Annotated in this window: 20 protein-coding genes; 13 read left to right on the top strand and 7 right to left on the bottom strand. The window is 60.7% G+C overall.

The annotated features are described in order from the left end of the window. The first annotated feature begins 38 nt into the window (after nucleotides 1-38). From bioF to JJN09_RS20480, 10 genes are all read left to right on the top strand, one after another. Nucleotides 39-1,217 (top strand): 8-amino-7-oxononanoate synthase, encoded by a 1,179-nt coding sequence (gene bioF / locus JJN09_RS20525; protein WP_249483369.1) that lies wholly within the window; start codon nucleotides 39-41, stop codon nucleotides 1,215-1,217. After that, nucleotides 1,210-1,941 (top strand): alpha/beta fold hydrolase, encoded by a 732-nt coding sequence (locus JJN09_RS20520; RefSeq protein ID WP_249483367.1) that lies wholly within the window; start codon nucleotides 1,210-1,212, stop codon nucleotides 1,939-1,941. Before bioF ends, JJN09_RS20520 begins: the two co-directional genes overlap by 8 nt. Further along, nucleotides 1,934-2,740: a malonyl-ACP O-methyltransferase BioC gene (bioC, locus tag JJN09_RS20515; protein ID WP_249483366.1), complete on the top strand. Its 807-nt coding sequence runs from the start codon at nucleotides 1,934-1,936 to the stop codon at nucleotides 2,738-2,740. Before JJN09_RS20520 ends, bioC begins: the two co-directional genes overlap by 8 nt. Continuing rightward, nucleotides 2,737-3,417 (top strand): dethiobiotin synthase, encoded by a 681-nt coding sequence (gene bioD / locus JJN09_RS20510; RefSeq protein WP_249483364.1) that lies wholly within the window; start codon nucleotides 2,737-2,739, stop codon nucleotides 3,415-3,417. Before bioC ends, bioD begins: the two co-directional genes overlap by 4 nt. 106 nt (nucleotides 3,418-3,523) lie before the next feature. After that, a complete protein-coding gene (locus JJN09_RS20505; protein WP_085731685.1) occupies nucleotides 3,524-3,820 on the top strand; it encodes a pyrroloquinoline quinone biosynthesis protein PqqE in 297 nt (98 codons plus the stop codon). A 275-nt stretch (nucleotides 3,821-4,095) separates the two neighbouring features. After that, entirely contained in the window at nucleotides 4,096-5,901 is a 1,806-nt protein-coding gene (locus JJN09_RS20500; RefSeq protein WP_249483363.1) for a phenylacyl-CoA dehydrogenase, read from the top strand. Between the two features lie 260 nt (nucleotides 5,902-6,161). Continuing rightward, the gene (locus tag JJN09_RS20495; protein WP_249483361.1) at nucleotides 6,162-8,276 is read left to right on the top strand and encodes a cytochrome-c peroxidase; all 2,115 of its coding nucleotides are present in this window, start codon (nucleotides 6,162-6,164) and stop codon (nucleotides 8,274-8,276) included. Between the two features lie 208 nt (nucleotides 8,277-8,484). Continuing rightward, nucleotides 8,485-9,774 (top strand): GGDEF domain-containing protein, encoded by a 1,290-nt coding sequence (locus JJN09_RS20490; protein ID WP_249483358.1) that lies wholly within the window; start codon nucleotides 8,485-8,487, stop codon nucleotides 9,772-9,774. A 90-nt stretch (nucleotides 9,775-9,864) separates the two neighbouring features. Further along, the gene (locus tag JJN09_RS20485) at nucleotides 9,865-11,661 is read left to right on the top strand and encodes an acyl-CoA dehydrogenase C-terminal domain-containing protein (protein WP_249483356.1); all 1,797 of its coding nucleotides are present in this window, start codon (nucleotides 9,865-9,867) and stop codon (nucleotides 11,659-11,661) included. 184 nt (nucleotides 11,662-11,845) lie between these two features. Further along, a complete protein-coding gene (locus JJN09_RS20480; protein ID WP_249483354.1) occupies nucleotides 11,846-13,624 on the top strand; it encodes an acyl-CoA dehydrogenase C-terminal domain-containing protein in 1,779 nt (592 codons plus the stop codon). Between the two features lie 227 nt (nucleotides 13,625-13,851). Here the strand turns inward: JJN09_RS20480 and JJN09_RS20475 are convergent, their stop codons facing one another. Then, nucleotides 13,852-14,781: a LysR family transcriptional regulator gene (locus tag JJN09_RS20475; RefSeq protein ID WP_249483352.1), complete on the bottom strand. Its 930-nt coding sequence runs from the start codon at nucleotides 14,779-14,781 to the stop codon at nucleotides 13,852-13,854. 169 nt (nucleotides 14,782-14,950) lie between these two features. Between JJN09_RS20475 and JJN09_RS20470 the strand changes: the two genes are divergently transcribed. From JJN09_RS20470 to JJN09_RS20460, 3 genes are all read left to right on the top strand, one after another. Further along, the gene (locus tag JJN09_RS20470; protein WP_249483350.1) at nucleotides 14,951-16,234 is read left to right on the top strand and encodes an aspartate aminotransferase family protein; all 1,284 of its coding nucleotides are present in this window, start codon (nucleotides 14,951-14,953) and stop codon (nucleotides 16,232-16,234) included. Nucleotides 16,235-16,408: 174 nt separating this feature from the next. Next, a complete protein-coding gene (locus tag JJN09_RS20465) occupies nucleotides 16,409-16,729 on the top strand; it encodes a DNA-binding transcriptional regulator (protein ID WP_249483349.1) in 321 nt (106 codons plus the stop codon). Nucleotides 16,730-16,836: 107 nt separating this feature from the next. Continuing rightward, a complete protein-coding gene (locus JJN09_RS20460) occupies nucleotides 16,837-16,995 on the top strand; it encodes a YqaE/Pmp3 family membrane protein (protein ID WP_003228885.1) in 159 nt (52 codons plus the stop codon). Between the two features lie 3 nt (nucleotides 16,996-16,998). Here the strand turns inward: JJN09_RS20460 and JJN09_RS20455 are convergent, their stop codons facing one another. The 6 genes from JJN09_RS20455 to pqqA form a co-directional block, all read right to left on the bottom strand. After that, nucleotides 16,999-18,807 carry a S9 family peptidase gene (locus JJN09_RS20455; protein ID WP_249483347.1) on the bottom strand — a complete coding sequence of 603 codons (1,809 nt, stop codon included), beginning with the start codon at nucleotides 18,805-18,807 and terminating at the stop codon, nucleotides 16,999-17,001. Beyond that, complete coding sequence (pqqE, locus tag JJN09_RS20450) at nucleotides 18,773-19,909, bottom strand: pyrroloquinoline quinone biosynthesis protein PqqE (protein ID WP_249490833.1); 1,137 nt, start codon at nucleotides 19,907-19,909, stop codon at nucleotides 18,773-18,775. Before pqqE ends, JJN09_RS20455 begins: the two co-directional genes overlap by 35 nt. Nucleotides 19,910-19,916: 7 nt before the next feature. After that, complete coding sequence (gene pqqD, locus JJN09_RS20445) at nucleotides 19,917-20,192, bottom strand: pyrroloquinoline quinone biosynthesis peptide chaperone PqqD (RefSeq protein ID WP_249483345.1); 276 nt, start codon at nucleotides 20,190-20,192, stop codon at nucleotides 19,917-19,919. Next, entirely contained in the window at nucleotides 20,189-20,941 is a 753-nt protein-coding gene (pqqC, locus tag JJN09_RS20440; protein ID WP_011336228.1) for a pyrroloquinoline-quinone synthase PqqC, read from the bottom strand. The genes pqqD and pqqC overlap by 4 nt, the downstream gene beginning before the upstream one ends. A 21-nt stretch (nucleotides 20,942-20,962) precedes the next feature. Further along, nucleotides 20,963-21,874 carry a pyrroloquinoline quinone biosynthesis protein PqqB gene (gene pqqB, locus JJN09_RS20435; RefSeq protein WP_249483343.1) on the bottom strand — a complete coding sequence of 304 codons (912 nt, stop codon included), beginning with the start codon at nucleotides 21,872-21,874 and terminating at the stop codon, nucleotides 20,963-20,965. Between the two features lie 84 nt (nucleotides 21,875-21,958). Further along, nucleotides 21,959-22,033, bottom strand: coding sequence for a pyrroloquinoline quinone precursor peptide PqqA (pqqA, locus tag JJN09_RS20430; RefSeq protein ID WP_003444522.1), 75 nt, complete (start codon nucleotides 22,031-22,033; stop codon nucleotides 21,959-21,961). Nucleotides 22,034-22,090 lie beyond the last annotated feature (57 nt).

Genomic DNA, 22,090 nt, shown 5'->3' with positions numbered 1-22,090 from the left:
CAGCGCCTGCTGATTCATTTGCTACCCGTGAGGCTTGCATGTCTTTCGATCTCGCCGCACGCCTTGCTGCCCGTCGTGCCGAAAATCTCTATCGCCAGCGACCGTTGCTTGAGAGCCCCCAGGGGCCGGAAGTGATGGTCGACGGTCAGCCGTTGCTGGCGTTCTGCAACAACGATTACCTGGGCCTGGCCAATCATCCGCAAGTGATCGAAGCCTGGCGCGCTGGTGCTTCGAAGTGGGGCGTCGGCGGCGGTGCCTCGCATCTGGTGATCGGCCACAGTGGCCCGCATCATGCGCTTGAAGAGGCTTTGGCGGATCTCACCGGACGGCCGCGTGCCTTGTTGTTTACCACCGGTTACATGGCCAACCTCGGCGCGGTCACGGCGCTGGTCGGGCAGGGTGATACGGTGCTGGAAGACCGGCTCAATCATGCGTCGTTGCTGGATGCCGGACTGTTGTCTGGCGCGCGGTTCAATCGCTACCTGCACAACGACGCCGACAGTCTCGCCAAGCGTCTGGAGAAAGCCACCGGCAATACGCTGGTGGTCACCGACGGCGTGTTCAGCATGGACGGCGACCTCGCCGACCTGCCCGCGCTGGCCCGGGAAACCAAGGCCAAAGGCGCGTGGCTGATGGTCGATGATGCCCATGGTTTCGGCCCGCTGGGGGCTAACGGTGGCGGGATCGTCGAGCATTTCGGTTTGAGCCTAGAGGACGTGCCGGTGCTGGTTGGCACTCTCGGCAAAGCGTTCGGCACGGCGGGCGCGTTTGTCGCCGGCAGTGAAGAGCTGATCGAAAGCCTGATCCAGTTCGCCCGTCCGTACATCTACACCACCAGCCAGCCACCGGCGCTGGCCTGCGCAACCTTGAAAAGTCTGGAACTACTGCGTAGTGAACACTGGCGTCGCGCGCATTTGCAGACGCTGATCCGCCAGTTCCGCCACGGCGCCGAACAGATCGGTCTGGAGCTGATGGACAGCTTCACGCCGATTCAGCCAATCATGATTGGCGATGCCGGCCTCGCCGTGCGTTTGTCGCAGATGCTGCGCGAACGTGGGCTGATGGTCACTGCGATCCGCCCGCCGACTGTGCCTGCCGGCAGCGCTCGGCTGCGGGTCACCCTGACCGCCGCCCACAGCGAGGCGCAGGTGCAACTATTGTTAGAAGGACTGGCCGATTGCTTTGCCCAACTGAAATCGGAGCCAAGCCATGCGTGATCGACTGATTCTGCTCCCCGGCTGGGGCCTCGGTGTTTCCCCGCTGGAACCTTTGGCGGCTGCGCTGCGTGGGCTCGACGAACACCTGACAGTCGAAATCGAACCGTTGCCGGAGCTGGAATCCAGCGATCCTGCGGACTGGCTCGAGGAACTCGATGAGCGCATTCCCCAGGACGTATGGCTCGGTGGCTGGTCGCTGGGCGGGATGTTGGCCAGCGAGTTGGCGGCGCGGCGTGGCGAACATTGCTGCGGCTTGCTGACGCTGGCGAGCAATCCTTCTTTTGTTGCCCATGAGCAATGGCCGAGCGCAATGCCGGGGGAAACCTTCGATGCGTTTCTGGCCGGTTGCAGTGCTGATCCGCGTCAGACCCTCAAGCGTTTTTCGTTGCTGTGTGCTCAGGGTGCGCAAGACTCTCGCGGTTTGTCGCGACTGTTGTTGGGCGGTGCGCCGAACACTTCATCGGCGGCGCTGATGGCGGGTCTGGAGTTGTTGGCGCAGATCGATACGCGCAATGCCTTGCAGGTGTTTCGAGGCCCGCAATTGCATTTGTTTGCCGGGCTGGACGGGCTGGTGCCGGCGGAAGCTGCGGGCGAGTTATTCGCCTTGCTGGCGGATGTCGAGGTCGGGCTGATCGAGCAGGCCAGCCATGCGTTTCTTCTGGAAGACCCCCACGGTGTGGCCGGTGCGATCCAGGCGTTTTTAAGTGAGTGTGGTGATGACTGATTTGTCTCTCGCGGCGCTGCCCGGCGGCTTGCCTGACAAGCGCCAGGTAGCGGCTTCGTTTTCCCGTGCAGCGGCCAGCTACGACAGCGTCGCCGAGTTGCAGCGTGATGTCGGCACGCAGTTGCTGAATCGTCTGCCGGTGGATTTTCTACCGCCGCGCTGGCTGGACCTCGGCTGTGGCACTGGCTATTTCACCCGGGCGCTGGCCGAGCGATTTGGTGAGGGGCTGGCGCTGGATATCGCGGAGGGCATGCTCAATCACGCGCGGCCGTTGGGTGGGGCCATGCACTTTATTGCTGGCGATGCCGAACGTTTACCGTTGCAGGATTCGACCTGCGATCTGATTTTCTCCAGCCTCGCCGTGCAGTGGTGTGCGGACTTCGAATCGGTGCTCGGCGAAGCCTTCCGGGTGCTGAAACCGGGTGGGATTTTCGCGTTTGCTAGTCTTTGTGTAGGGACGCTGTACGAATTGCGCGACAGTTGGCGTCAGGTCGATGGCCTGGTGCACGTCAACCGCTTCCGCGAATTCGCCCGGTATGAGCAATTGTGCGCGGCCAGTGGTCTGCGTACGGTCAGTCTGGAAAAACGGCCGCATGTGCTGCATTACCCGGATGTGCGCAGCCTGACGCACGAACTCAAGGCACTGGGCGCGCATAACCTGAACCCCGGTCGGCCGGGCGGATTGACCGGTCGGGCACGGATTCTGGGGCTGGTCGAAGCCTACGAGCAGTTCCGTCAGCCGCTGGGCCTGCCGGCGACTTATCAGGTGGTCTACGCCGTGTTGGAGAAACCCTTATGAGCGCAGCCTATTTCATCACCGGAACCGACACTGACGTCGGAAAGACGACTGTTGCCGCCGGGTTGCTGCATGCCGCCAGATCAGCAGGGTTGAGTACGGCGGCGGGCAAACCGGTAGCCTCGGGTTGTGTCGTGACGCCCAAGGGGCTGCGCAATTCCGATGCCTTGGCGTTGCAGGCCGAGTGCTCTTTGCCACTGACTTATCAACAGGTCAATCCGGTGGCGTTCGAACCGGCCATCGCGCCGCATCTGGCGGCTCGTGAGGCTGGCGTGGCGCTGACTGTGCAATCGTTGCTGGCGCCGATGCGCGAGATTCTGGCCATGAACGCCGACTTCACATTGATTGAAGGCGCGGGCGGTTGGCGGGTGCCGTTGGCGGATCAGGACAATCTGTCGGACTTGGCTATTGCGCTGAATCTGCCGGTGATTCTGGTGGTGGGTGTGCGCCTGGGTTGTATCAGCCATGCACTGTTGACGGCTGAAGCGATTGCCAGGGACGGGCTGCAATTGGCGGGATGGGTGGCGAACATCATTGATCCGAAGACCTCGAGGCTGGAAGAAAATCTGGCGACACTGGCCGAGCGGATTCCGGCGCCATGTCTGGGGCGGGTGCCCAAGCTCAAGGCGGTCAGCGCCGAAGCAGTCGCTGAGCATTTGCAACTGGATCTGCTCGACTGATTTTGGCTATGACAAGGCACTGTGCCATTAGTGTTTTTGACGGGTGTTTTTCTGACGCCTCTGGTTCAATGGCACCCATTGATCCTTCCCAAGGATGAGAGCTCCCATGGAAATCTCCGGAAACACAGCTTTTTATGCAGGTCTGAGCAGTATCCAGACCGGGCAGAACCGTGTCGATCAGGCCGCCAGCCAGATCGCCAACAACACCATCGAGCGCTCGGTCACCAGCCAGTCTTCCGAAGCCCAGATCGATCGCTTGCGTGGTGTGGATCGCAGCCAGCAAATGGATCCGGGCAGTGCGATGGCCGAGATGGCCCAGGGCAAGTTTCAAGTGGAGCTGGGCACGAAAGTCGCCAAGGCTTCCGATGAAATGCTCGGTACGATCATCGATACGTTCGCCTGATTTTCTGATCTCCGCCTTGCCAGACGCCGCGACTGTTCGCGGCGTTTTTCGTTGTAAGTCCTTCTCCCTCAACTAATCTTTTTTCATTGCACATGGCTCGGTCGAGCGCATGTCACGGTGCTGTGTCCGGCGTTCGGAAAATGCGATGACGAATGGCAAAAGAACGACGCTTGACAAGATTTCGGCGTAAACGTATGTTTCAAACAACTGTTTGACCGTCACAACAAATCAATGCGGTCGTTCATTCCCGGTTACATCAGCAGAGGTTTATCGCTATGCCTGACTACAAGGCCCCCTTGCGTGATATTCGCTTCGTTCGTGACGAACTGCTCGGCTACGAAGCGCACTATCAGAGCCTTCCAGCGTGCGCAGACGCAACGCCGGACATGGTTGACGCCATTCTCGAAGAGGGCGCCAAGTTTTGTGAGCAGGTGCTGGCACCGCTGAACCGCGTGGGCGACATCGAAGGTTGCACCTGGAGCGAGTCCGGCGTGAAAACCCCGACTGGCTTCAAAGAGGCCTACAAGCAATTCGTGGAAGGCGGCTGGCCAAGCCTGGCCCATGACGTCGAGCACGGCGGTCAAGGCTTGCCTGAGTCGCTGGGCCTGGCTGTCAGCGAAATGGTCGGCGAAGCCAACTGGTCGTGGGGCATGTACCCGGGCCTTTCGCACGGTGCGATGAACACCATCTCCGAGCACGGCACCCCAGAGCAGCAAGAAGCCTATCTGACCAAACTGGTTTCCGGCGAATGGACCGGCACCATGTGCCTGACCGAGCCGCACTGCGGCACCGACCTGGGCATGCTGCGCACCAAGGCCGAACCTCAGGCCGACGGTTCCTACAAAGTCTCCGGCACCAAGATCTTCATCTCGGCCGGTGAACACGACATGGCCGACAACATCGTCCACATCGTACTGGCCCGCCTGCCGGATGCACCGGCCGGCACCAAAGGCATTTCCCTGTTCATCGTTCCGAAGTTCATGCCGAATGCCGATGGCACTGTTGGCGCTCGCAACGCTGTGAGCTGCGGCTCGCTGGAACACAAGATGGGCATCCACGGCAACGCCACTTGCGTGATGAACTTCGACGGCGCCACCGGTTTCCTGATCGGCCCGGCGAACAAAGGCCTGAACTGCATGTTCACCTTCATGAACACCGCACGTCTGGGCACCGCACTGCAAGGTCTGGCCCACGCCGAAATCGGTTTCCAGGGCGGCCTGAAATACGCTCGCGATCGTCTGCAAATGCGCTCCCTGACTGGCCCGAAAGCGCCGGAAAAAGCCGCTGACCCGATCATCGTTCACCCAGACGTACGCCGCATGCTGTTGACCATGAAGGCATTCGCCGAAGGCAACCGTGCGATGGTGTACTTCACCGCCAAACAGGTCGACATCGTCAAGTACGGCGTGGACGAAGAAGAGAAGAAGAAAGCCGACGCACTGCTGGCCTTCATGACTCCGATCGCCAAAGCGTTCATGACTGAAGTCGGTTTCGAATCCGCCAACCACGGCGTGCAGATCTACGGCGGCCATGGCTTCATCGCCGAGTGGGGCATGGAGCAGAACGTTCGCGACAGCCGCATCTCGATGCTGTACGAGGGCACCACCGGCATCCAGGCTCTCGACCTGCTGGGCCGTAAAGTGCTGATGACTCAAGGCGAGGCTCTCAAAGGCTTCACCAAGATCGTCCACAAGTTCTGCCAGAACAACGAAGGCAACGAAGCCGTTAAAGAATTCGTCACCCCGTTGGCTGCATTGAACAAAGAGTGGGGCGAGCTGACCATGAAGGTCGGTATGGCTGCCATGAAAGATCGCGAAGAAGTCGGCGCGGCCTCCGTGGACTACCTGATGTACTCCGGTTACGCCTGCCTGGCCTACTTCTGGGCTGACATGGCGCGTCTGGCTGCTGAAAAACTGGCTGCCGGCACCACCGACGAAGCCTTCTACACCGCCAAGCTGCAAACCGCGCGCTTCTACTTCCAGCGCATCCTGCCGCGTACCCGTACGCACGTGGCAACCATGCTGTCGGGTGCAAACAACCTGATGGACATGAAGGAAGAGAACTTCTCGCTGGGCTACTAAGCCTTAACGCGGCCGTTCTAAAAACCGCTGCTCCTTAGGGGGCAGCGGTTTTTTTATGCCCGGATTTCCCCAATCCCGGGGCTGATTCCCCAGCATCGATGACGGCTTTGCTCAGCCGATCCCCTGTCCTGATTGATTCAAGATGTTTCCAGAAGAGTGGCCAATTAATTGCACTGCCCGAATTACCGGTGCTAACGAGAACTGCCTGCTCAAAGAAGCATGACGCCCGGCACTTAACAACAACAGTCAGGGTGAAGCCTATGAACATCAGTCGACTCGCTCGTTTGACCTTCTGGTTACCCATCGCGCTGTCAGTCCACAGCGCATGGGCCGCCGACCCCGCCGTGGTCGATCCTCCCGTGCCCGAGGTGCCGTCGCTGCAATCCTTGCGCGGCATGGTGCCGCCGGACCCCTCCGGGACCGAAGGCGGACGCAAGGTCGACCTGATGACCGACTACGTGCTCAACCGCTCTGCCGCGATCCTGTTGGGCAAGGCGTTGTTCTGGGACATGGAGATCGGCAGCGACGGCGCGACTGCGTGCGCCTCCTGCCACTACCATGCCGGGGTCGATCACCGCATCACCAACCAGCTCAACCCTGGCCAGGCCAACACCAATGCCAACGTCGCGTCGATTTTCAACAAACCGTTTGCGGCCTCCGACATTCCCGGCGACGTGGCGACCTACGCCACGTTGTCCGGCGGCAAGGGCGGCCCGAACTACACGCTGAAGAAAACCGACTTCCCGACCCACGTGCTGAGCAATCCGCTGGAACGCAATTCGCCCATCGTTTACTCGACCGACGATGTGGTCGGTTCCCAAGGCGTGTTCGATGCCAACTTCGTCAAACCCAATCAGCCACGGTTCGACAAATGCACCCAGCAGCCGGACGGCCTGTTCCAGGTCGGCGGCATCAACGTACGGCGCAGCACCGGGCGCAATGCGCCGTCGGTGATCAACGCGGCGTTCAACGTGCGCAACTTCTGGGACGGTCGGGCCAACAACGTCTTCAACGGTTTTTCGCCGTTCGGCAATCGCGATCCCGATGCGGGGATTTACGTGACCAGCGAACGCAGCACGGTCGCCACCAAAGTCAGGCTGGCGCTCAACGATGCGTCTGCCGCCTCGCAAGCTGTCGGTCCGCCCGGCAGCCCGGTGGAAATGTCCTGCGGTGGTCGCACCTTTGCCGACATCGGTCGCAGGATGCTGGACACGCTGATGCTCAAGCAGCAACGGATTTCGTCCAGCGATTCTGTGCTCGGCCCAGTGTCCGGCGCGCGGCGTCCGACCTATCGCGAACTGATCAAGAATGCCTTCCAGCCCCGGTTGTGGAATGCCACGCAAAACGTCTCGGTGGGCGGCGCGCCGTACACTCAGATGGAGGCCAACTTCCCGCTGTTCTTTGGCCTGGCGATTCAGATGTACGAAGCCACGCTGGTCTCCGATCAGGCGCCGATCGATGCCTACCTGCAAGGCGACCACACCGCCATGAACGCGCAGCAGGTCGAGGGGATGAACCTGTTCCTCGGCAAAGGCAAATGCGTCAATTGCCATGGCGGCGCGGAGCTGACCAACGCGGCCAGCCGCTTGCTGATGCATCCGCGTGAACGTATCGAGCGGATGGTGATGGCCGACAACCTGATCACCCTCTACGACAACGGCTTTTACAACACCGGCGTCCGCCCGACTTCGGAAGATCTGGCCCTCGGCGGCGCGGATGCCTGGGGCAATCCGTGGTCGTTCACCCGTCAGTACAACAACGTGTTGCAGGGCGGCCGGACGGTGGATCCGCTGGATGTCGACGTATGCACCTTCGAAGCGCCGCTGAGTGCAGCCATTCCGTGCGACGCCACGCTCAAGCCGAATGTCGGGTTCCGCGATTCGGTCGACGGCGCGTTCAAGACGCCGACCCTGCGCAACATTGCCCTGACCGGCCCGTACTTCCACAACGGCAGTCGCGCCACGCTCAAACAGGTCATGGAGTTCTACAACCGTGGCGGTGACCGGCGCGGTGAGGATTCCAACAACACCAGCGGTTTCGAGCACCCGGCGGTGAATCAGCACAACACCTCCAACCTCGATCCGGACATGACGGCGCTGAATCTGACGCCTGACGAAATCGACGCCCTGGTGAAATTCATGGAAGTCGGCCTGACCGATCCACGCGTCGCCTGGGAGCGGGCGCCTTTCGATCACCCGTCACTGGTGATCCCGCAGGGCCATATCGGTGATGAAAACGCCGTGACCCAGCGTCCGGCCAGTCCGAAAGTCACGACCCGTCAGGCGACGGACGCATCGCTCAATCTCAAGCCTTACGGCGCTGAAGGCCGGCCGGCGGCGGAGGGGCCATTGCAGCCGTTCTACAACGATCTTTGAGTCGAAATGATCGTCATGGCCATCACAGATGATGGCCATGACGAAAGTTTCATCGTCGCCAAGGAAAAAACGTTGATTGAAGGCTCAGAAACCGAGGGATTCGGCCGTTAAAGAGACAGCCTGTGATCTGGATCACATTGTGTGTGCTTAACTGGCCACATTGCAGGCACAATGCCATCTCTTTGCCAAGACGGTCGGAGCTTTACCCTTGCCGCGTTCTTCCGCTGTACGTTTCAGTCATTTCATACCGTCACTGCTGTTGTTGCTTGCGGGGTTGGCGGCTGCGTACGTCAAAGACCTCAACGTGTTCTTCACCTCGCTGTTTAACGTGTTGCCGACCTTGGTGTTGTTGCTGGGCGGTTCGTATTGCGCGGTTTACCGACGCCAGCGCGAGCTGTTTCTGATGGTCACGGTGTACATAGCCTACTTCCTGCTCGACACCCAGACCGACTATTACCGCGACAACGGCAAGGTGCGCGAAGACGCAGCCGTGGTGTTCCATCTGGTCTGCCTGCTGTTGCCTTTGTTGTTTGGCCTGTTTGCCGCATGGCAGGAACGCACGCACCTGTTCCAGGACATGGTGGCGCGTTTTGCCGTACTGCTGGCTTTTGGCAGCGTGGCGCTGGGGCTTGAGCAAAGTTACCCACAGGCATTGCTGATGTGGCTCTCGGAGATTCGCTGGCCGGCGCTGCACGGCGCGTGGATGAGCCTGATCCAGATGTCCTATCCGGTGTTCCTCTCGGCGTTCCTGTTGCTCGCCTGGCAGTACTGGCGCAACCCGCGTCCGCTGCACGCGGCGCAACTGGTGGGGCTGCTCGGGGTGTTCTGGATGCTGCCGAAAACCTTCATCCTGCCGTTCACCCTGAACATCATGTGCAGCCAGGTGATGTTGATGATTGCGGCGGCCGTGGCGCACGAGGCCTATCAAATGGCCTTCCGTGACGAACTCACCGGTCTGCCGGGCCGTCGCGCACTCAACGAACGCATGCAGCGTCTGGGTCGCAACTATGTGCTGGCGATGAGCGACGTCGATCACTTCAAGAAATTCAACGACACCCATGGTCACGACGTGGGGGATCAGGTCTTGCGTCTGGTCGCCAGCAAGCTGTCCAAAATCAGCGGTGGCGGTAGGGCGTATCGCTACGGCGGTGAGGAATTCGCCCTGGTGTTTGCGGGCAAGACACTTGAAGAGTGCATGCCGCACCTGGAAGTCATCCGCGAGTCGATCGCGTCCTACAACATCCAGTTGCGCAACCAGGAAAACCGACCGCAGGACGACCAGCAAGGTCGCCAGCGTCGTGCCGGTTCCGGTGCGTCCAGTGTGTCCGTGACGGTGAGCATCGGCGTCGCCGAGCGGGTGGAGCAGCGCAACCCGGAGCAGGTTCTCAAATCCGCCGACGAAGCGCTCTACGCCGCCAAAGGTGCAGGCCGAAACTGTGTGATCGCGTTCGGTCAGAACCGCCGTGGCGCGGTGCGCATGGACAGCGCCGCAGGTTGAGTGATGACGGCGCATTCAGCGTCTGGACAGTGATTGTGGGGCAGGGTGGTCGGCAGTAGGTTGGAGAAATCTGCTGAAGGAGAAGCCACCATGCCCGAGTACAAAGCTCCCCTGCGCGACATGCGCTTTCTGATCGACCACGTCTTTGACTTTCACACTCAGTACGCGGCCCTCGGCGCCCACGACGCCAGCCCGGACATGGTCAACGCGATCCTCGACGAAGGCGCGAAGTTCTGTGAGAACGTTCTGGCCCCGCTCAATCGCAGCGGTGACGAAGAGGGCTGCCATTTCGACAACGGCGTGGTGACAACGCCTACAGGCTTCAAGCAAGCCTTCGCACAATACGTGGAAGGTGGCTGGCACGGTCTGGCGGCGGATCCGACCTACGGCGGCCAGGGCCTGCCGAGTTCGCTGGGGCTGGTGATCAGCGAAATGGTCGCCTCCAGCAACACCTCCTGGGGCATGTACCCGGGTCTGACCCACGGCGCGATGTCGGCGATCCACGCGCACGGCACCGAAGAACAGAAAAATACCTATCTGCGCAAACTCACCGCCGGCCAGTGGACCGGCACCATGTGCCTGACCGAAGCCCATTGCGGCACCGACCTGGGCATCATCAAGACCCGCGCCGTGCCTCAGGCCGACGGCAGTTATGCGGTCACCGGCAGCAAGATTTTCATCTCCGCCGGCGAGCACGACATGAGTGACAACATCATTCATCTGGTGTTGGCCAAACTGCCGGACGCGCCGGCCGGGACCAAAGGCATTTCGCTGTTCATCGTGCCGAAATTCCTCCCGGACGCAGCCGGTGAGGCGGGGGAGCGCAACGGCGTTTCCTGCGGTTCGATCGAGCACAAGATGGGCATCAAAGCCTCGGCCACCTGCGTGCTGAACTTCGATGACGCCAAAGGCTTCCTGATCGGCGAGCCGAACAAGGGCCTGAACTGCATGTTCACCATGATGAACCACGCGCGCCTCGGCACCGGGATGCAGGGGTTGTGTCTGGGCGAGGCGAGTTTCCAGGGCGCAATCAAATACGCCAACGACCGCTTGCAGATGCGCGCCCTGACCGGCGCCAAGGCCCCGGACAAACCAGCGGATCCGATCATCGTCCACCCGGACGTGCGGCGCATGCTGCTGACCATGAAAGCCTTCAACGAAGGCAACCGCGCACTGACTTACTTCACGGCACAGATGCTCGATGTCGCGCACTTGAGTTCGGATGCTGACGCACGTCAGGAAGCCGAAGACCTGTTGGCGTTCCTGACGCCGATCTGCAAGGCGTTCATGACCGACACCGGCCTGGAGGTGACCAACCACGGCATGCAGGTGTTCGGCGGCCACGGTTTTATTCGCGAGTGGGGCATGGAGCAACTGGTTCGCGATTGCCGGATCGCGCCGATCTACGAAGGCACCAACGGTATCCAGGCGCTGGATCTGCTCGGGCGCAAAGTCCTTGGCAGTCAGGGCAAGCTACTGCGCAACTTCACCAAGATCGTCCACAAGTTCTGCGCCGCTAACGCCGGGCATGCGCAACTGGGCGGGTTTGTGGCGCAGCTCGATGGCCTCAATCAACAGTGGGGCGAGCTGACCATGAAGGTCGGCATGGCCGCGATGAAGAACCCGGATGAAGTCGGCGCCGCGTCGGTGGATTACCTGATGTACAGCGGTTACATCGTCCTCGGCTATTTGTGGCTGCGCATGGCGCTGGTCGCACAGGCACAGCTGGAATCGGGTGAGGGTGATGGCGATTTCTGCCAGGGAAAACTGGCGACGTGCGAGTTTTACTTCAAACGGTTATTGCCACGTACTGCGGCGCATCGCGCGGCGATCGAGGCGGGCAGTGATTGCCTGATGAAACTGCCGGCGCAGTTGTTCGCGCTGTAACACGCGCCTGTTAAACAAAAGAGCCCGCTGATTGCGGGCTTCTTTATGGCTGAATGCTTATGACTAAAAATAACAAATCAGTCACCGCCTGACCCTATGTGTCGCAAAAGTTGTTGGGTTACACTCCAGCTCAACGAAATCACCCTTCCACGAATCACCTGTTTAGATCTTTGCGAGGTTTGCCATGGCTGACTACAAAGCGCCGCTGCGCGATATGCGCTTCGTCCTCAATGAAGTGTTCGAAGTCGCCAAACTCTGGGCCGAACTGCCGGCCCTGGCCGAGACCGTGGACGCGGAAACCGTTGAAGCCATTCTCGAAGAGGCCGGCAAGGTCACCAGCAAAAGCATCGCGCCCCTGAGCCGTGCCGCCGACGAAGAAGGCTGCCACTGGGCCGACGGTGCCGTCACCACGCCGGCCGGTTTCCCACAGGCCTATCAGACTTACGCTGAAGGCGGCTGGGTTGGCGTTGGCGGTGATCCGGAATACGGCGGCATGGGCATGCCCAAAGCCGTGTCGGCTCAGGTCGAAGAGATGGTCAACTCCGCCAGCCTGTCCTTCGGTCTGTATCCGATGCTGACCGCCGGCGCGTGCCTGTCGATCAACGCCCACGCCAGCGAAGAGCTGAAAGCCGCTTACCTGCCGAACATGTACGCCGGCGTCTGGGCTGGTTCCATGTGCCTGACCGAGCCGCATGCCGGCACTGATCTGGGCATCATCCGCACCAAGGCCGAGCCTCAGGCCGACGGTTCCTACAAGGTCAGCGGCACCAAGATCTTCATCACCGGCGGTGAACACGACCTGACCGAAAACATCATCCACCTGGTGCTGGCCAAGCTGCCGGACGCGCCGGCAGGGCCGAAAGGCATTTCGCTGTTCCTGGTGCCGAAGTTCATGGTCAATGCCGATGGCAGCCTGGGCGCGCGCAACCCGGCGACTTGCGGTTCGATCGAACACAAGATGGGCATCCAGGCCTCGGCCACGTGCGTGATGAACTTCGACGAAGCCGTGGGTTATCTGGTTGGCGAACCGAACAAAGGCCTGAACGCCATGTTCACCATGATGAACTACGAGCGTCTGGGCGTCGGTATCCAGGGCCTGGCCACCGGCGAGCGTTCGTACCAGAACGCCATCGAATACGCCCGCGATCGCCTGCAAAGCCGTTCGCCGACCGGCGCGCAGAACAAGGACAAGGTTGCCGACCCGATCATCGTCCACCCGGACGTGCGTCGCATGTTGCTGACCATGAAAGCCTCGAACGAAGGCGGCCGTGCGTTCTCCACTTACGTGGCTATGCAGCTCGACACTGCCAAGTTCAGCGAAGACGCTGCCACCCGTAAACGTGCCGAGGACCTGGTTGCGCTGCTGACGCCAGTGGCCAAGGCGTTCCTGACCGACCTCGGCCTGGAAACCACTGTCCACGGCCAGCAGATCTTCGGCGGCCACGGCTACATCCGCGAGTGGGGCCAGGAGCAACTGGTGCGCGACGTGCGCATCACCCAGATCTACGAAGGCACCAACGGCATTCAGGCGCTGGACCTGGTGGGTCGCAAGATCGTCGGCAGCGGCGGCGCGTTCTACAAACTGTTCGCCGACGAGATCCGCCATTTCACTGCGACCGCCAGTGCCGATCTCGGCGAGTTCACCAAACCGCTGAATGACGCCGTCGACACCCTCGACGAACTGACCTCGTGGCTGCTGGACCGGGCGAAAACCAATCCGAACGAAATCGGTGCGGCGTCGGTCGAGTATCTGCAAGTGTTTGGCTACGTTTCCTACGCCTACATGTGGGCACTGATGGCCAAGGCTTCGCTGGGCAAAGAAGCACAGGACGATTTCTACGCGAGCAAACTCGGCACCGCACGGTTCTATTTCGCCCGTCTGCTGCCGCGGATTCACTCGTTGAGTGCGTCGGTGAAGGCTGGCAGCGAGTCGCTGTTCCTGCTGGATGCCGGGCAGTTCTGACGATGTAACGTGATGTAAGCGATCTCTTACATCACGTGCTGCTGTTCTCCCATAGGCGCAGATTGGATCCAGAGCTAATCTACATTTCATGGACGTCGCGCAGGAAGCGCAAAGCAACAACACGGACACGTAGGATTCTGCCAGGGTGGCGGAGTGAAATGGATGTCAGGGAAACAGTCTGCAAAGCCCCGCTTCGGCGGGGTTTTCTTTTGCCCGCAGAAAAGTGTTCAGCTCAACGGATCCAGGGCCGGCGCGCCTTTCAGCGGTTTGTCCTCGCGCTGCATCACTTCCTCCAGCAACGTCCGCAGCAAGGCCAATGGCGCCTGCTGGCGTTGTACGTCGCGACACACCAGTCCGACCTTCAATGGCACACGCGGCTCACTCAACGGTTTCCACAACAGATCCTGATCGTCGTACTCTTTTTGCGAACGACCGGGCAGCACCGTCGCCAGACGGGTGTGCGGCAGGCTGTCGAGAATCCCCACCATATTGTTCAGTTCTGCTTGCACTTGTGGGCGACGCCCGAGGCTGGCCAGTTGTGCCTGCCAGATCTGACGGATCTGGAATTCTTCGCCCAGCAGCAACATCGGCAATTCGGCGGCCTGACTCATCGAGACTTTCTTGAATTCCCGCAGCGGATGATCCGCCGGGATGACCAGCGTCAGTTCATCTTCGTACAACATCACGCCGTGCAGCCCCGGTTGGCGTGGCGGCAAATAGCTGATGCCGATATCCAGCGAGCCGTTGAGCAGTCGCCGCTCGATCTCAAGCCCCGTCAGTTCATAAATCTGTACCACCAGATGCGGCTGGGCCTTGCGTACTCGCTCCAGCATTTGCGGCACCAGGCTGGTATGCACGGTTTGCAATACGCCAATCGCCAGCGTGCGCAGTGCCTGACCCTTGAAGTTACCCAGCGCCTCACGCGCCCGCTGCATGCCGTCGAGCAGCGGCAGGGCGTGGTTGTACAGCGTATGGGCGGCGAGGGTCGGCAACAGGCGTTTGCTGCTGCGTTCGAACAGAGTCACGTCGAGGTTCTGTTCCAGATGACGGATCTGCTGGGACAGCGCCGGCTGGGAGATCGACAAGCGCTCGGCGGCGCGTCCGACATGACCTTCTTCGTAGACCGCGACGAAATAACGCAGTTGTTTGAAATCCATAAGTAACACTTATCGAAAATGCTGGGAAAACGAAATGGCCGGCGGCCGTATGTGAGCCTAGTCTAACCGCATCCACGGGGCTTACAGGGCCGGAAAGGGCAATGATCAGCGATTGTTTCGATAACGATTACATAGGCAGTTCAGAAAACCTCAATCGGGGTTTTTTTCAATGAATCTGTTCAGCCTGCGGCGCCAGACGCCGAGCCTCGATGACCTGGCTTTTGAAACCGATGAAACGGATGCCGCTGATGGCCTGAATGCCGAGCGCCTGATGCCTAGCGTCGAACGACCTCAGCAGGTTTTTGTTCGTGGTCAGGGTTCCTGGCTGTGGGACAGCAATGACCGTGCATACCTCGATTTCTCGCAGGCCGGTGGAGCGAACAGCCTCGGGCACAGCCCTTCGGCGCTGGTCAAGGCCATCGCCAGCCAGGCCCAAGCCCTGATCAACCCTGGATTCAACCTGCACAATCGCGGCATGCTCAGCCTCGCCGAGCGCCTGTGTGCCAGCACTTCAAGTGATCAGGCGTACTTGCTCAACAGTGGTAGCGAAGCGTGTGAAGCGGCGATCAAACTGGCGCGCAAATGGGGCCAGCTGCATCGTGGCGGCGCGTCGCGGATCATTGTCGCCCGACAAGGCTGTCACGGGCGTAGCCTGGCGACGATTTCAGCGTCGGACAGTTGCAACCTGCACAACCGTTTTGCGCCGCTGCTGCCGGGTTTCGATCTGGTGCCGTTCAACGACCTGCCGGCGCTACATGCAGCGGTTGATGCGCAGACCGTGGCGATCATGCTGGAGCCGATCCAGAGTGATGCCGGGGTGATTCCGGCGACTGATTGCTATCTTAAAGGTGTCGAACGTCTGTGCCGTGAGTTGGGGATTCTGTTGATCCTCGATGAAGTACAAACCGGTATCGGTCGTTGCGGCACTTTGCTCGCGGAACAGTCCTACGGCGTTCGCGCCGACATCCTCGTACTCGGCAAAGGCCTCGGCGGTGGCGTGCCACTGGCGGCGTTGCTGGCGCGAGGCAAGGCCTGCTGCTTCGACTCCGGCGAGCTGGGCGGTACTCATCACGGCAACGCGCTGATGACCGCCGCAGGACTAGTGGTGCTCGACAGCGTGCAGGACCGCGCATTCCTCGAACAGATCCGCGACAACGGCCAGCATCTGCGCGAAGGGCTCGCCCGTCTGGCGCATCGTTATGAGCATGGTGAGTTGCGTGGGCAAGGGCTGTTCTGGGGACTGACTCTGTCGGAAGACTCCGCCGAGGCCGTGGTCAAAGCCGCGCTGCATGAAGGCTTGCTGCTCAACGCCCCACAAGCCAACTGCCTGCGCTTCACTCCGGCACTCACCGTCAGCAAGGCCAACATCGACGAAATGCTCCTGCGCCTGGCCCGAGCTTTCTCCCGGGTACGCACCGCGCAACTGCAATGCCGCAAAGGGATTGCCGTCTGAGCTGAAGTTTCCCACCCGAATTCAAGAACCGTCTCGCGGTATAACGCACGCCCCACGCCTGATTCTTTTGGCGTGGGGCGTTTTTTTGTGGCCAGGTTTTTCCAGGGCGGTTTATTGCTTGAGAGATAACGGCTGCAGTGTTTCTGTATTGGCCATCGGCAAGAGAGATAACTCATGAGTAAAAAATTCAAGAGCGACGTATTTGAATCAGTGCACGAGTCGGCAATTGCTCTGCATGCAATCGGCGCTATCAGCAAGTCAACGATGCGTGAGTTTGATGAGTCGTGCCTTGCGGTGGTTCCAGATGCGATCCCGGCGGAGCAGATCAAGGCGTTGCGTGAGGGCAACAACGTCAGCCAGCCCGTGTTCGCGCGTTATTTGAACACCAGTGCTTCGACCGTCAAACAATGGGAATCAGGAGACAAGCATCCGAGCGGCATGGCTCTGAAGCTGCTCAGTATCGTGCAGAAACACGGTCTGCAAATTCTGACTTGAGTGGCCTTCTGCGCGCTGACTGGCAATAGCACTGAACCCTGACAAACGGCACAGGTCGATTAGCTTGTATGGCTCAGGTGAGCCAACCCCCAATCAGGAGCTGACCCATGGACTTCATTCGAATCATCATTGCCATTCTGTTGCCGCCACTGGGTGTGTTTCTGCAGGTCGGGTTCGGCGGCGCGTTCTGGCTGAACATTCTGCTGACGCTGTGCGGTTATATCCCGGGGATCGTGCACGCTGTGTACATCATCGCCAAGCGCTGATTTTCACTCCGCCAGGCCCATCACTCGCCGGTAGAAGCGCCATTCTTGCTCCAGCGCATGGGCCTGATTGATGGCCCGGCGGAAGCCGTGACGCTCGTCGGCGTAGTAATGCGCTTCGACCTCAATGCCGTTTTGCTCCAGGGCCGCGACCATGTCGCGGGTCTGTTGCGGCACGACCACGGCGTCCAGTTCACCCTGGAAGAAAATCACCGGTACGCGAATGTTGCCTGCGTGCAGCAACGGCGTGCGGGCCGCGTAGCGTTCGGCATCTTGCTCCGGATCGCCGATCAGCCAGTCCAGATAATCGCCTTCGAACTTGTGCGTCGCGCGGGCCAGTGCCACCGGGTCACTGACGCCATACAGGCTGGCGCCGGCGCGGAACACTTGATGGAACGCCAGGGCGCACAGCGTTGTGTAGCCGCCAGCGCTGCCGCCACGGATGAATGCACAGTCGCCGTCGATCATGCCGCGATCATTCAGGTAGGCCACTACCGCACAGGCATCCTCGACATCCACCGCACCCCAGCTCAGATGCAGCGCCTGCCGATACTCCCGGCCATAACCGCTACTGCCCCGGTAATTGAGGTCGGCGACAGCAAAGCCGCGTTGCGTCCAGTACTGGATGCGCGGGTCGAGCATCGGGTAGCAGGCCGACGTCGGGCCGCCGTGGATGAACACCACCAGCGGCGATTTCGCATCGCCATTGGTGGCCGGGTAAAAGAAGCCGTGCGCTTCACCTGAACCGCTGGGATAACGCAGGGTTTGCGGTCGGCTGATGCGATCGGCGGGCAGCGGTGCAATGCCGCCGGCCAGGACTTTCACTTCATGCGAATCTCGAACGATGGCGAGTACCGCTGAAGGGCTGATCGGTGAAGCGGCGATGCAGTAAATGAACTGGTCGTCGACAGCCAGATGACGGAAGCGACTGTAGTCGCCGGTGAATTCTTCGCCGTTGAGCGCCAGACGACCGAAACCGCCTTCGCTCCAGCTCGCCAAAAAGCCTTCTTCCATAGGCAGCCAGGTGCACCCACCAAGTTGCCATGGGGCCGGCGCGTGATCGGCTGCAGCACAAGGCAACGGTTTCAAGCCGTCTGCAGAGTCGACCCACGGCTGCCAATATCCACCACGGTCGGTCAGACAGCCCAGTCGGCCATTGGCATCGAAGCGCGGTTGCTGGATCGACTCTTCAAGCGTTTCACCCGCCACGCAACGTGGTGCAGAAAACCCGTTATCCGAACGCTCAGCGAGCATTAATCGTGTGGAAGTCCACGGTTGATGCGGACGGCTCCACTCGATCCACGCCAGACGCTGGCCGTCCGGGCTGATGATCGGCGATGCATAAAAATCCGCACCCTTAACCAGCCTATGGTGTACGCCATTCTCCAGATCGATGGCCACCAGCCGATGGCATTCACCTTTCTCTTCAACGGCCAGCACCTGACCGTTGGCAAAATGCAGATCGCCATATCGGCACTCACCCGACGTCAGAACCTCGGGCTCCCCGTCCAACGTCTGGCGGTACAGCTGTTGATCCACCTCGTTGACGAAAACAATCCCCTCAGGCGTCAGACAAAACGCCCCACCACCATATTCGTACACCCGGCTGCGAACGCTGAAACCCGTTGGCGTCAGACATTTCGCCACGCCATCGCGCCAGTGCCAGATCCGGCACGCGGCATCTGCCGGCCGGTATTCATTCCAGAACAAGCCATGGGCACCGAGTTGCAATTCGGCGAAATCCACGCCGGCAGCAACGGCGGCGGTGGCGCTGAAAGGCTCAGCCTTTGGCGATGAGGCGCGAGTTTCGTTCATTGCGAAAGGCCAGTTGTTCAATGGTCTGGGTGGCGTGCTCGGCTTCTTCGCGGGCCTTGAGGATCACGCCGTGATGTTCGGACTTGCTGCATACCGGGTCGGCATTGCTGGCATCGCCCGTGAGCATGAACGCCTGGCAGCGGCAGCCGCCGAAGTCCTGTTCTTTCTCATCGCAGGAGCGGCACGGCTCGGGCATCCAGTCATAACCGCGAAAGCGGTTGAAGCCGAACGAGTCATACCAGATGTGCTGCATGCTGTGATCGCGCACATTGGGAAATTGTACCGGCAGCTGGCGCGCGCCATGACAGGGCAGGGCGGTGCCGTCCGGCGTGACCGTCAGAAAGATGCTGCCCCAGCCATTCATGCAGGCTTTCGGGCGCTCTTCGTAATAGTCCGGGGTGACGAAAATCAGCTTGCACGGATGCCCTTCGGCTTCCAGCTTGGCGCGGTATTCATTGGTGATGCGTTCGGCGCGGACCAGTTGTTCCTTGGTCGGTAACAGGCCGACACGATTGAGCTGCGCCCAGCCGTAGAACTGGCAGGTGGCGAGTTCGACGAAGTCCGCTTCGAGCGCGATGCACAGCTCGATGATGCGGTCGATCTTGTCAATGTTGTGCCGATGAGTGACGAAGTTCAGCACCATCGGATAGCCGTGGGCCTTCACCGCCCGAGCCATTTCCAGTTTCTGTGCGAAGGCTTTTTTCGAGCCGGCGAGCAGGTTGTTCACTTGCTCGTCGCTGGCCTGGAAACTGATCTGGATGTGGTCGAGCCCGGCCTTCTTGAAGTCGCTGATCTTCTGTTCGGTCAGGCCGATGCCGGAGGTGATCAGGTTGGTGTAGAAACCCAACTGACGCGCTTCACGGATCAGCTCCGCAAGGTCCTGACGCACCAATGGTTCGCCGCCGGAAAAGCCCAGTTGCGCCGCGCCCATCTCCCGCGCCTCGCGGAATACCTTGATCCACTGCTCGGTGCTCAGCTCTTTGCCCTGCTCGGCGAAATCCAGCGGATTGGAGCAATACGGGCATTGCAGAGGGCAACGATAGGTCAGCTCGGCGAGCAGCCACAGCGGCAGGCCGGTTTCCGGTTTGGCCGGGACTTGCACCGATGACTCAGGCAAGTTCGATCCAGTGCTGCGCACGGGCAACCTCCATGAATTGCTCGATGTCGTCACCGAGCTCGGGCACGCCGGGGAACTGACTGTCGAGTTCGGCGATGATCGCCGCGACATCCCGCTCACCATCGATCAGGCCGCCGATCAGCGCGGCACTTTCATTGAGTTTGATCATGCCTTCCGGGTACAGCAGCACGTGGCCTTTCTGGGCCGGCTCGTACTGGAAGCGGTAGCCGGGGCGCCAGGTCGGGGTCTTGCTGCGGTCGAAACTCATAAGGCGATTCCTTTATGCCAGACCCGTTGATCGGTGACGCTGTGATACGGCGGGCGGTTCAGTTCGTAGGCCATGCTCATGGCATCGAGCATGCTCCAAAGGATGTCCAGTTTGAACTGGAGAATTTCCAGCATGCGCTCCTGGCCTTCGCGCGTCTTGTAGTGCTCCAGGGTGATCGCCAGACCGTGCTCGACATCGCGCCGGGCCTGACCGAGGCGGGTACGGAAATACTCGTAGCCGGCCGGGTCGATCCACGGGTAATGCTGCGGCCAGCTGTCGAGGCGCGACTGGTGAATCTGCGGCGCGAACAGCTCGGTCAATGAACTGCTTGCGGCTTCCTGCCAACTGGCGCGGCGGGCGAAGTTGACGTAGGCGTCGACGGCGAAACGCACGCCGGGTAGCACCAGTTCCTGTGAACGCAGTTGGTCCGGGTCGAGGCCAACGGCCTGCCCGAGGCGCAGCCAGGCTTCGATGCCGCCGTCTTCGCCTGGCGCACCGTCGTGGTCGAGCAGGCGCTGAATCCACTCGCGGCGGATCTCTCGATCCGGGCAGTTGGCGAGGATCGCCGCGTCTTTCAGGGGGATGTTCACCTGATAGTAGAAACGGTTGGCGACCCAGCCCTGGATCTGCTCGCGGGTGGCCCGGCCTTCATACATCGCCACGTGATACGGGTGATGTATGTGGTAGTAGGCGCCCTTGGCGCGCAGGGCCGCTTCGAATTCGGCGGGGGACAGCGGGGTGTCGGTCATTGCGGTTCTCCGGGCCATGCGTTACAGGACAATACTCATGCCGTCATACGCCACTTCAACATTGCGCCGCACCAGTTCCGCGCGCTCTGGCGAGTCTTCGTCGAGAATCGGATTGGTATTGTTGATGTGGATAAGCACCTTGCGCTGCTCGGGAAGCTGTTCCAGCACTTCGAGCATGCCGCCGGGGCCGTTCTGCGCCAGGTGGCCCATTTCGCGACCGGTGCGAGTGCCGACGCCACGGCGCTGCATTTCATCGTCGTCCCACATCGTCCCGTCCACCAGCACGCAGTCGCTGCCAGCCATGATTTCCAGCAACGGCGCATCGACCTTGCCCAAGCCCGGGGCATAGAACAGTTTGCCGCCGGTGCTGAGGTCTTCGACGATCAGGCCGATGTTGTCGCCCGGGTGCGGATCGAAGCGGTGCGGCGAGTAGGGCGGTGCCGCACTGCGCAACGGCAGCGGGGTGAAGCGCAGGTTCGGGCACGCCGCGACGGTGAAGCTCTGGTCGAGTTCTATACGGTTCCAGTCAAGCCCGCCGTTCCAGTGTTTGAGCATGGTGAACAACGGAAAACCGGTGCTCAGGTCTTCGTGAACCATGTCCGTGCACCAGACTTGATGCGGGCAGCCTTCGCGCAGACTGAGCAGGCCGGTGGTGTGGTCGATCTGGCTGTCCATCAGGATGATCGCGCTGATGCCGGTGTCACGCAGGGCACGGCCCGGTTGCATCGGCGCGAAGCCCTGAAGCTGCGCGCGGATGTCCGGCGAGGCATTGCACAGCACCCAGTTCACGCCGTCATCGGAAATCGCGATGGACGATTGGGTGCGGGCCTTGGCATTCAGGCTGCCGTCGCGAAAACCGGCGCAATTGACGCAGTTGCAGTTCCACTGCGGAAAACCGCCACCGGCGGCCGAACCCAGAATCTGGACGAACATGAACGCTCCATCATTTCAACGCTGAAAATAAAACGCCCCGGCGAGCCGAGGCGTTGCACTGCAGTGTTCTGCTTGAGGCAGGACTCAGCGGCTGGCGAAGTACATGGTGACTTCGAAGCCGATGCGCAGGTCGGTGTAAGCAGGTTTGGTCCAAGCCATCGGGTGACTCCTTCTTCAGGTGGGTGAGATAGCGCTATCCATAGGTATAGTCCACAG

The sequence above is a fragment of the Pseudomonas sp. HS6 genome (assembly GCF_023375815.1).
GTDB lineage: Bacteria > Pseudomonadota > Gammaproteobacteria > Pseudomonadales > Pseudomonadaceae > Aquipseudomonas.
This window is presented reverse-complemented; position numbering and strand designations above follow the sequence as displayed.

Coding starts and splice junctions, on each gene's coding strand:
- bioF (WP_249483369.1), top strand. CDS start 39: ATGTCTTTCGATCTCGCCGCACGCCTTGCTGCCCGTCGTGCCGAAAAT.
- JJN09_RS20520 (WP_249483367.1), top strand. CDS start 1,210: ATGCGTGATCGACTGATTCTGCTCCCCGGCTGGGGCCTCGGTGTTTCC.
- bioC (WP_249483366.1), top strand. CDS start 1,934: ATGACTGATTTGTCTCTCGCGGCGCTGCCCGGCGGCTTGCCTGACAAG.
- bioD (WP_249483364.1), top strand. CDS start 2,737: ATGAGCGCAGCCTATTTCATCACCGGAACCGACACTGACGTCGGAAAG.
- JJN09_RS20505 (WP_085731685.1), top strand. CDS start 3,524: ATGGAAATCTCCGGAAACACAGCTTTTTATGCAGGTCTGAGCAGTATC.
- JJN09_RS20500 (WP_249483363.1), top strand. CDS start 4,096: ATGCCTGACTACAAGGCCCCCTTGCGTGATATTCGCTTCGTTCGTGAC.
- JJN09_RS20495 (WP_249483361.1), top strand. CDS start 6,162: ATGAACATCAGTCGACTCGCTCGTTTGACCTTCTGGTTACCCATCGCG.
- JJN09_RS20485 (WP_249483356.1), top strand. CDS start 9,865: ATGCCCGAGTACAAAGCTCCCCTGCGCGACATGCGCTTTCTGATCGAC.
- JJN09_RS20480 (WP_249483354.1), top strand. CDS start 11,846: ATGGCTGACTACAAAGCGCCGCTGCGCGATATGCGCTTCGTCCTCAAT.
- JJN09_RS20475 (WP_249483352.1), bottom strand. CDS start 14,781: ATGGATTTCAAACAACTGCGTTATTTCGTCGCGGTCTACGAAGAAGGT.
- JJN09_RS20470 (WP_249483350.1), top strand. CDS start 14,951: ATGAATCTGTTCAGCCTGCGGCGCCAGACGCCGAGCCTCGATGACCTG.
- JJN09_RS20465 (WP_249483349.1), top strand. CDS start 16,409: ATGAGTAAAAAATTCAAGAGCGACGTATTTGAATCAGTGCACGAGTCG.
- JJN09_RS20460 (WP_003228885.1), top strand. CDS start 16,837: ATGGACTTCATTCGAATCATCATTGCCATTCTGTTGCCGCCACTGGGT.
- JJN09_RS20455 (WP_249483347.1), bottom strand. CDS start 18,807: ATGAACGAAACTCGCGCCTCATCGCCAAAGGCTGAGCCTTTCAGCGCC.
- pqqD (WP_249483345.1), bottom strand. CDS start 20,192: ATGAGTTTCGACCGCAGCAAGACCCCGACCTGGCGCCCCGGCTACCGC.
- pqqC (WP_011336228.1), bottom strand. CDS start 20,941: ATGACCGACACCCCGCTGTCCCCCGCCGAATTCGAAGCGGCCCTGCGC.
- pqqB (WP_249483343.1), bottom strand. CDS start 21,874: ATGTTCGTCCAGATTCTGGGTTCGGCCGCCGGTGGCGGTTTTCCGCAG.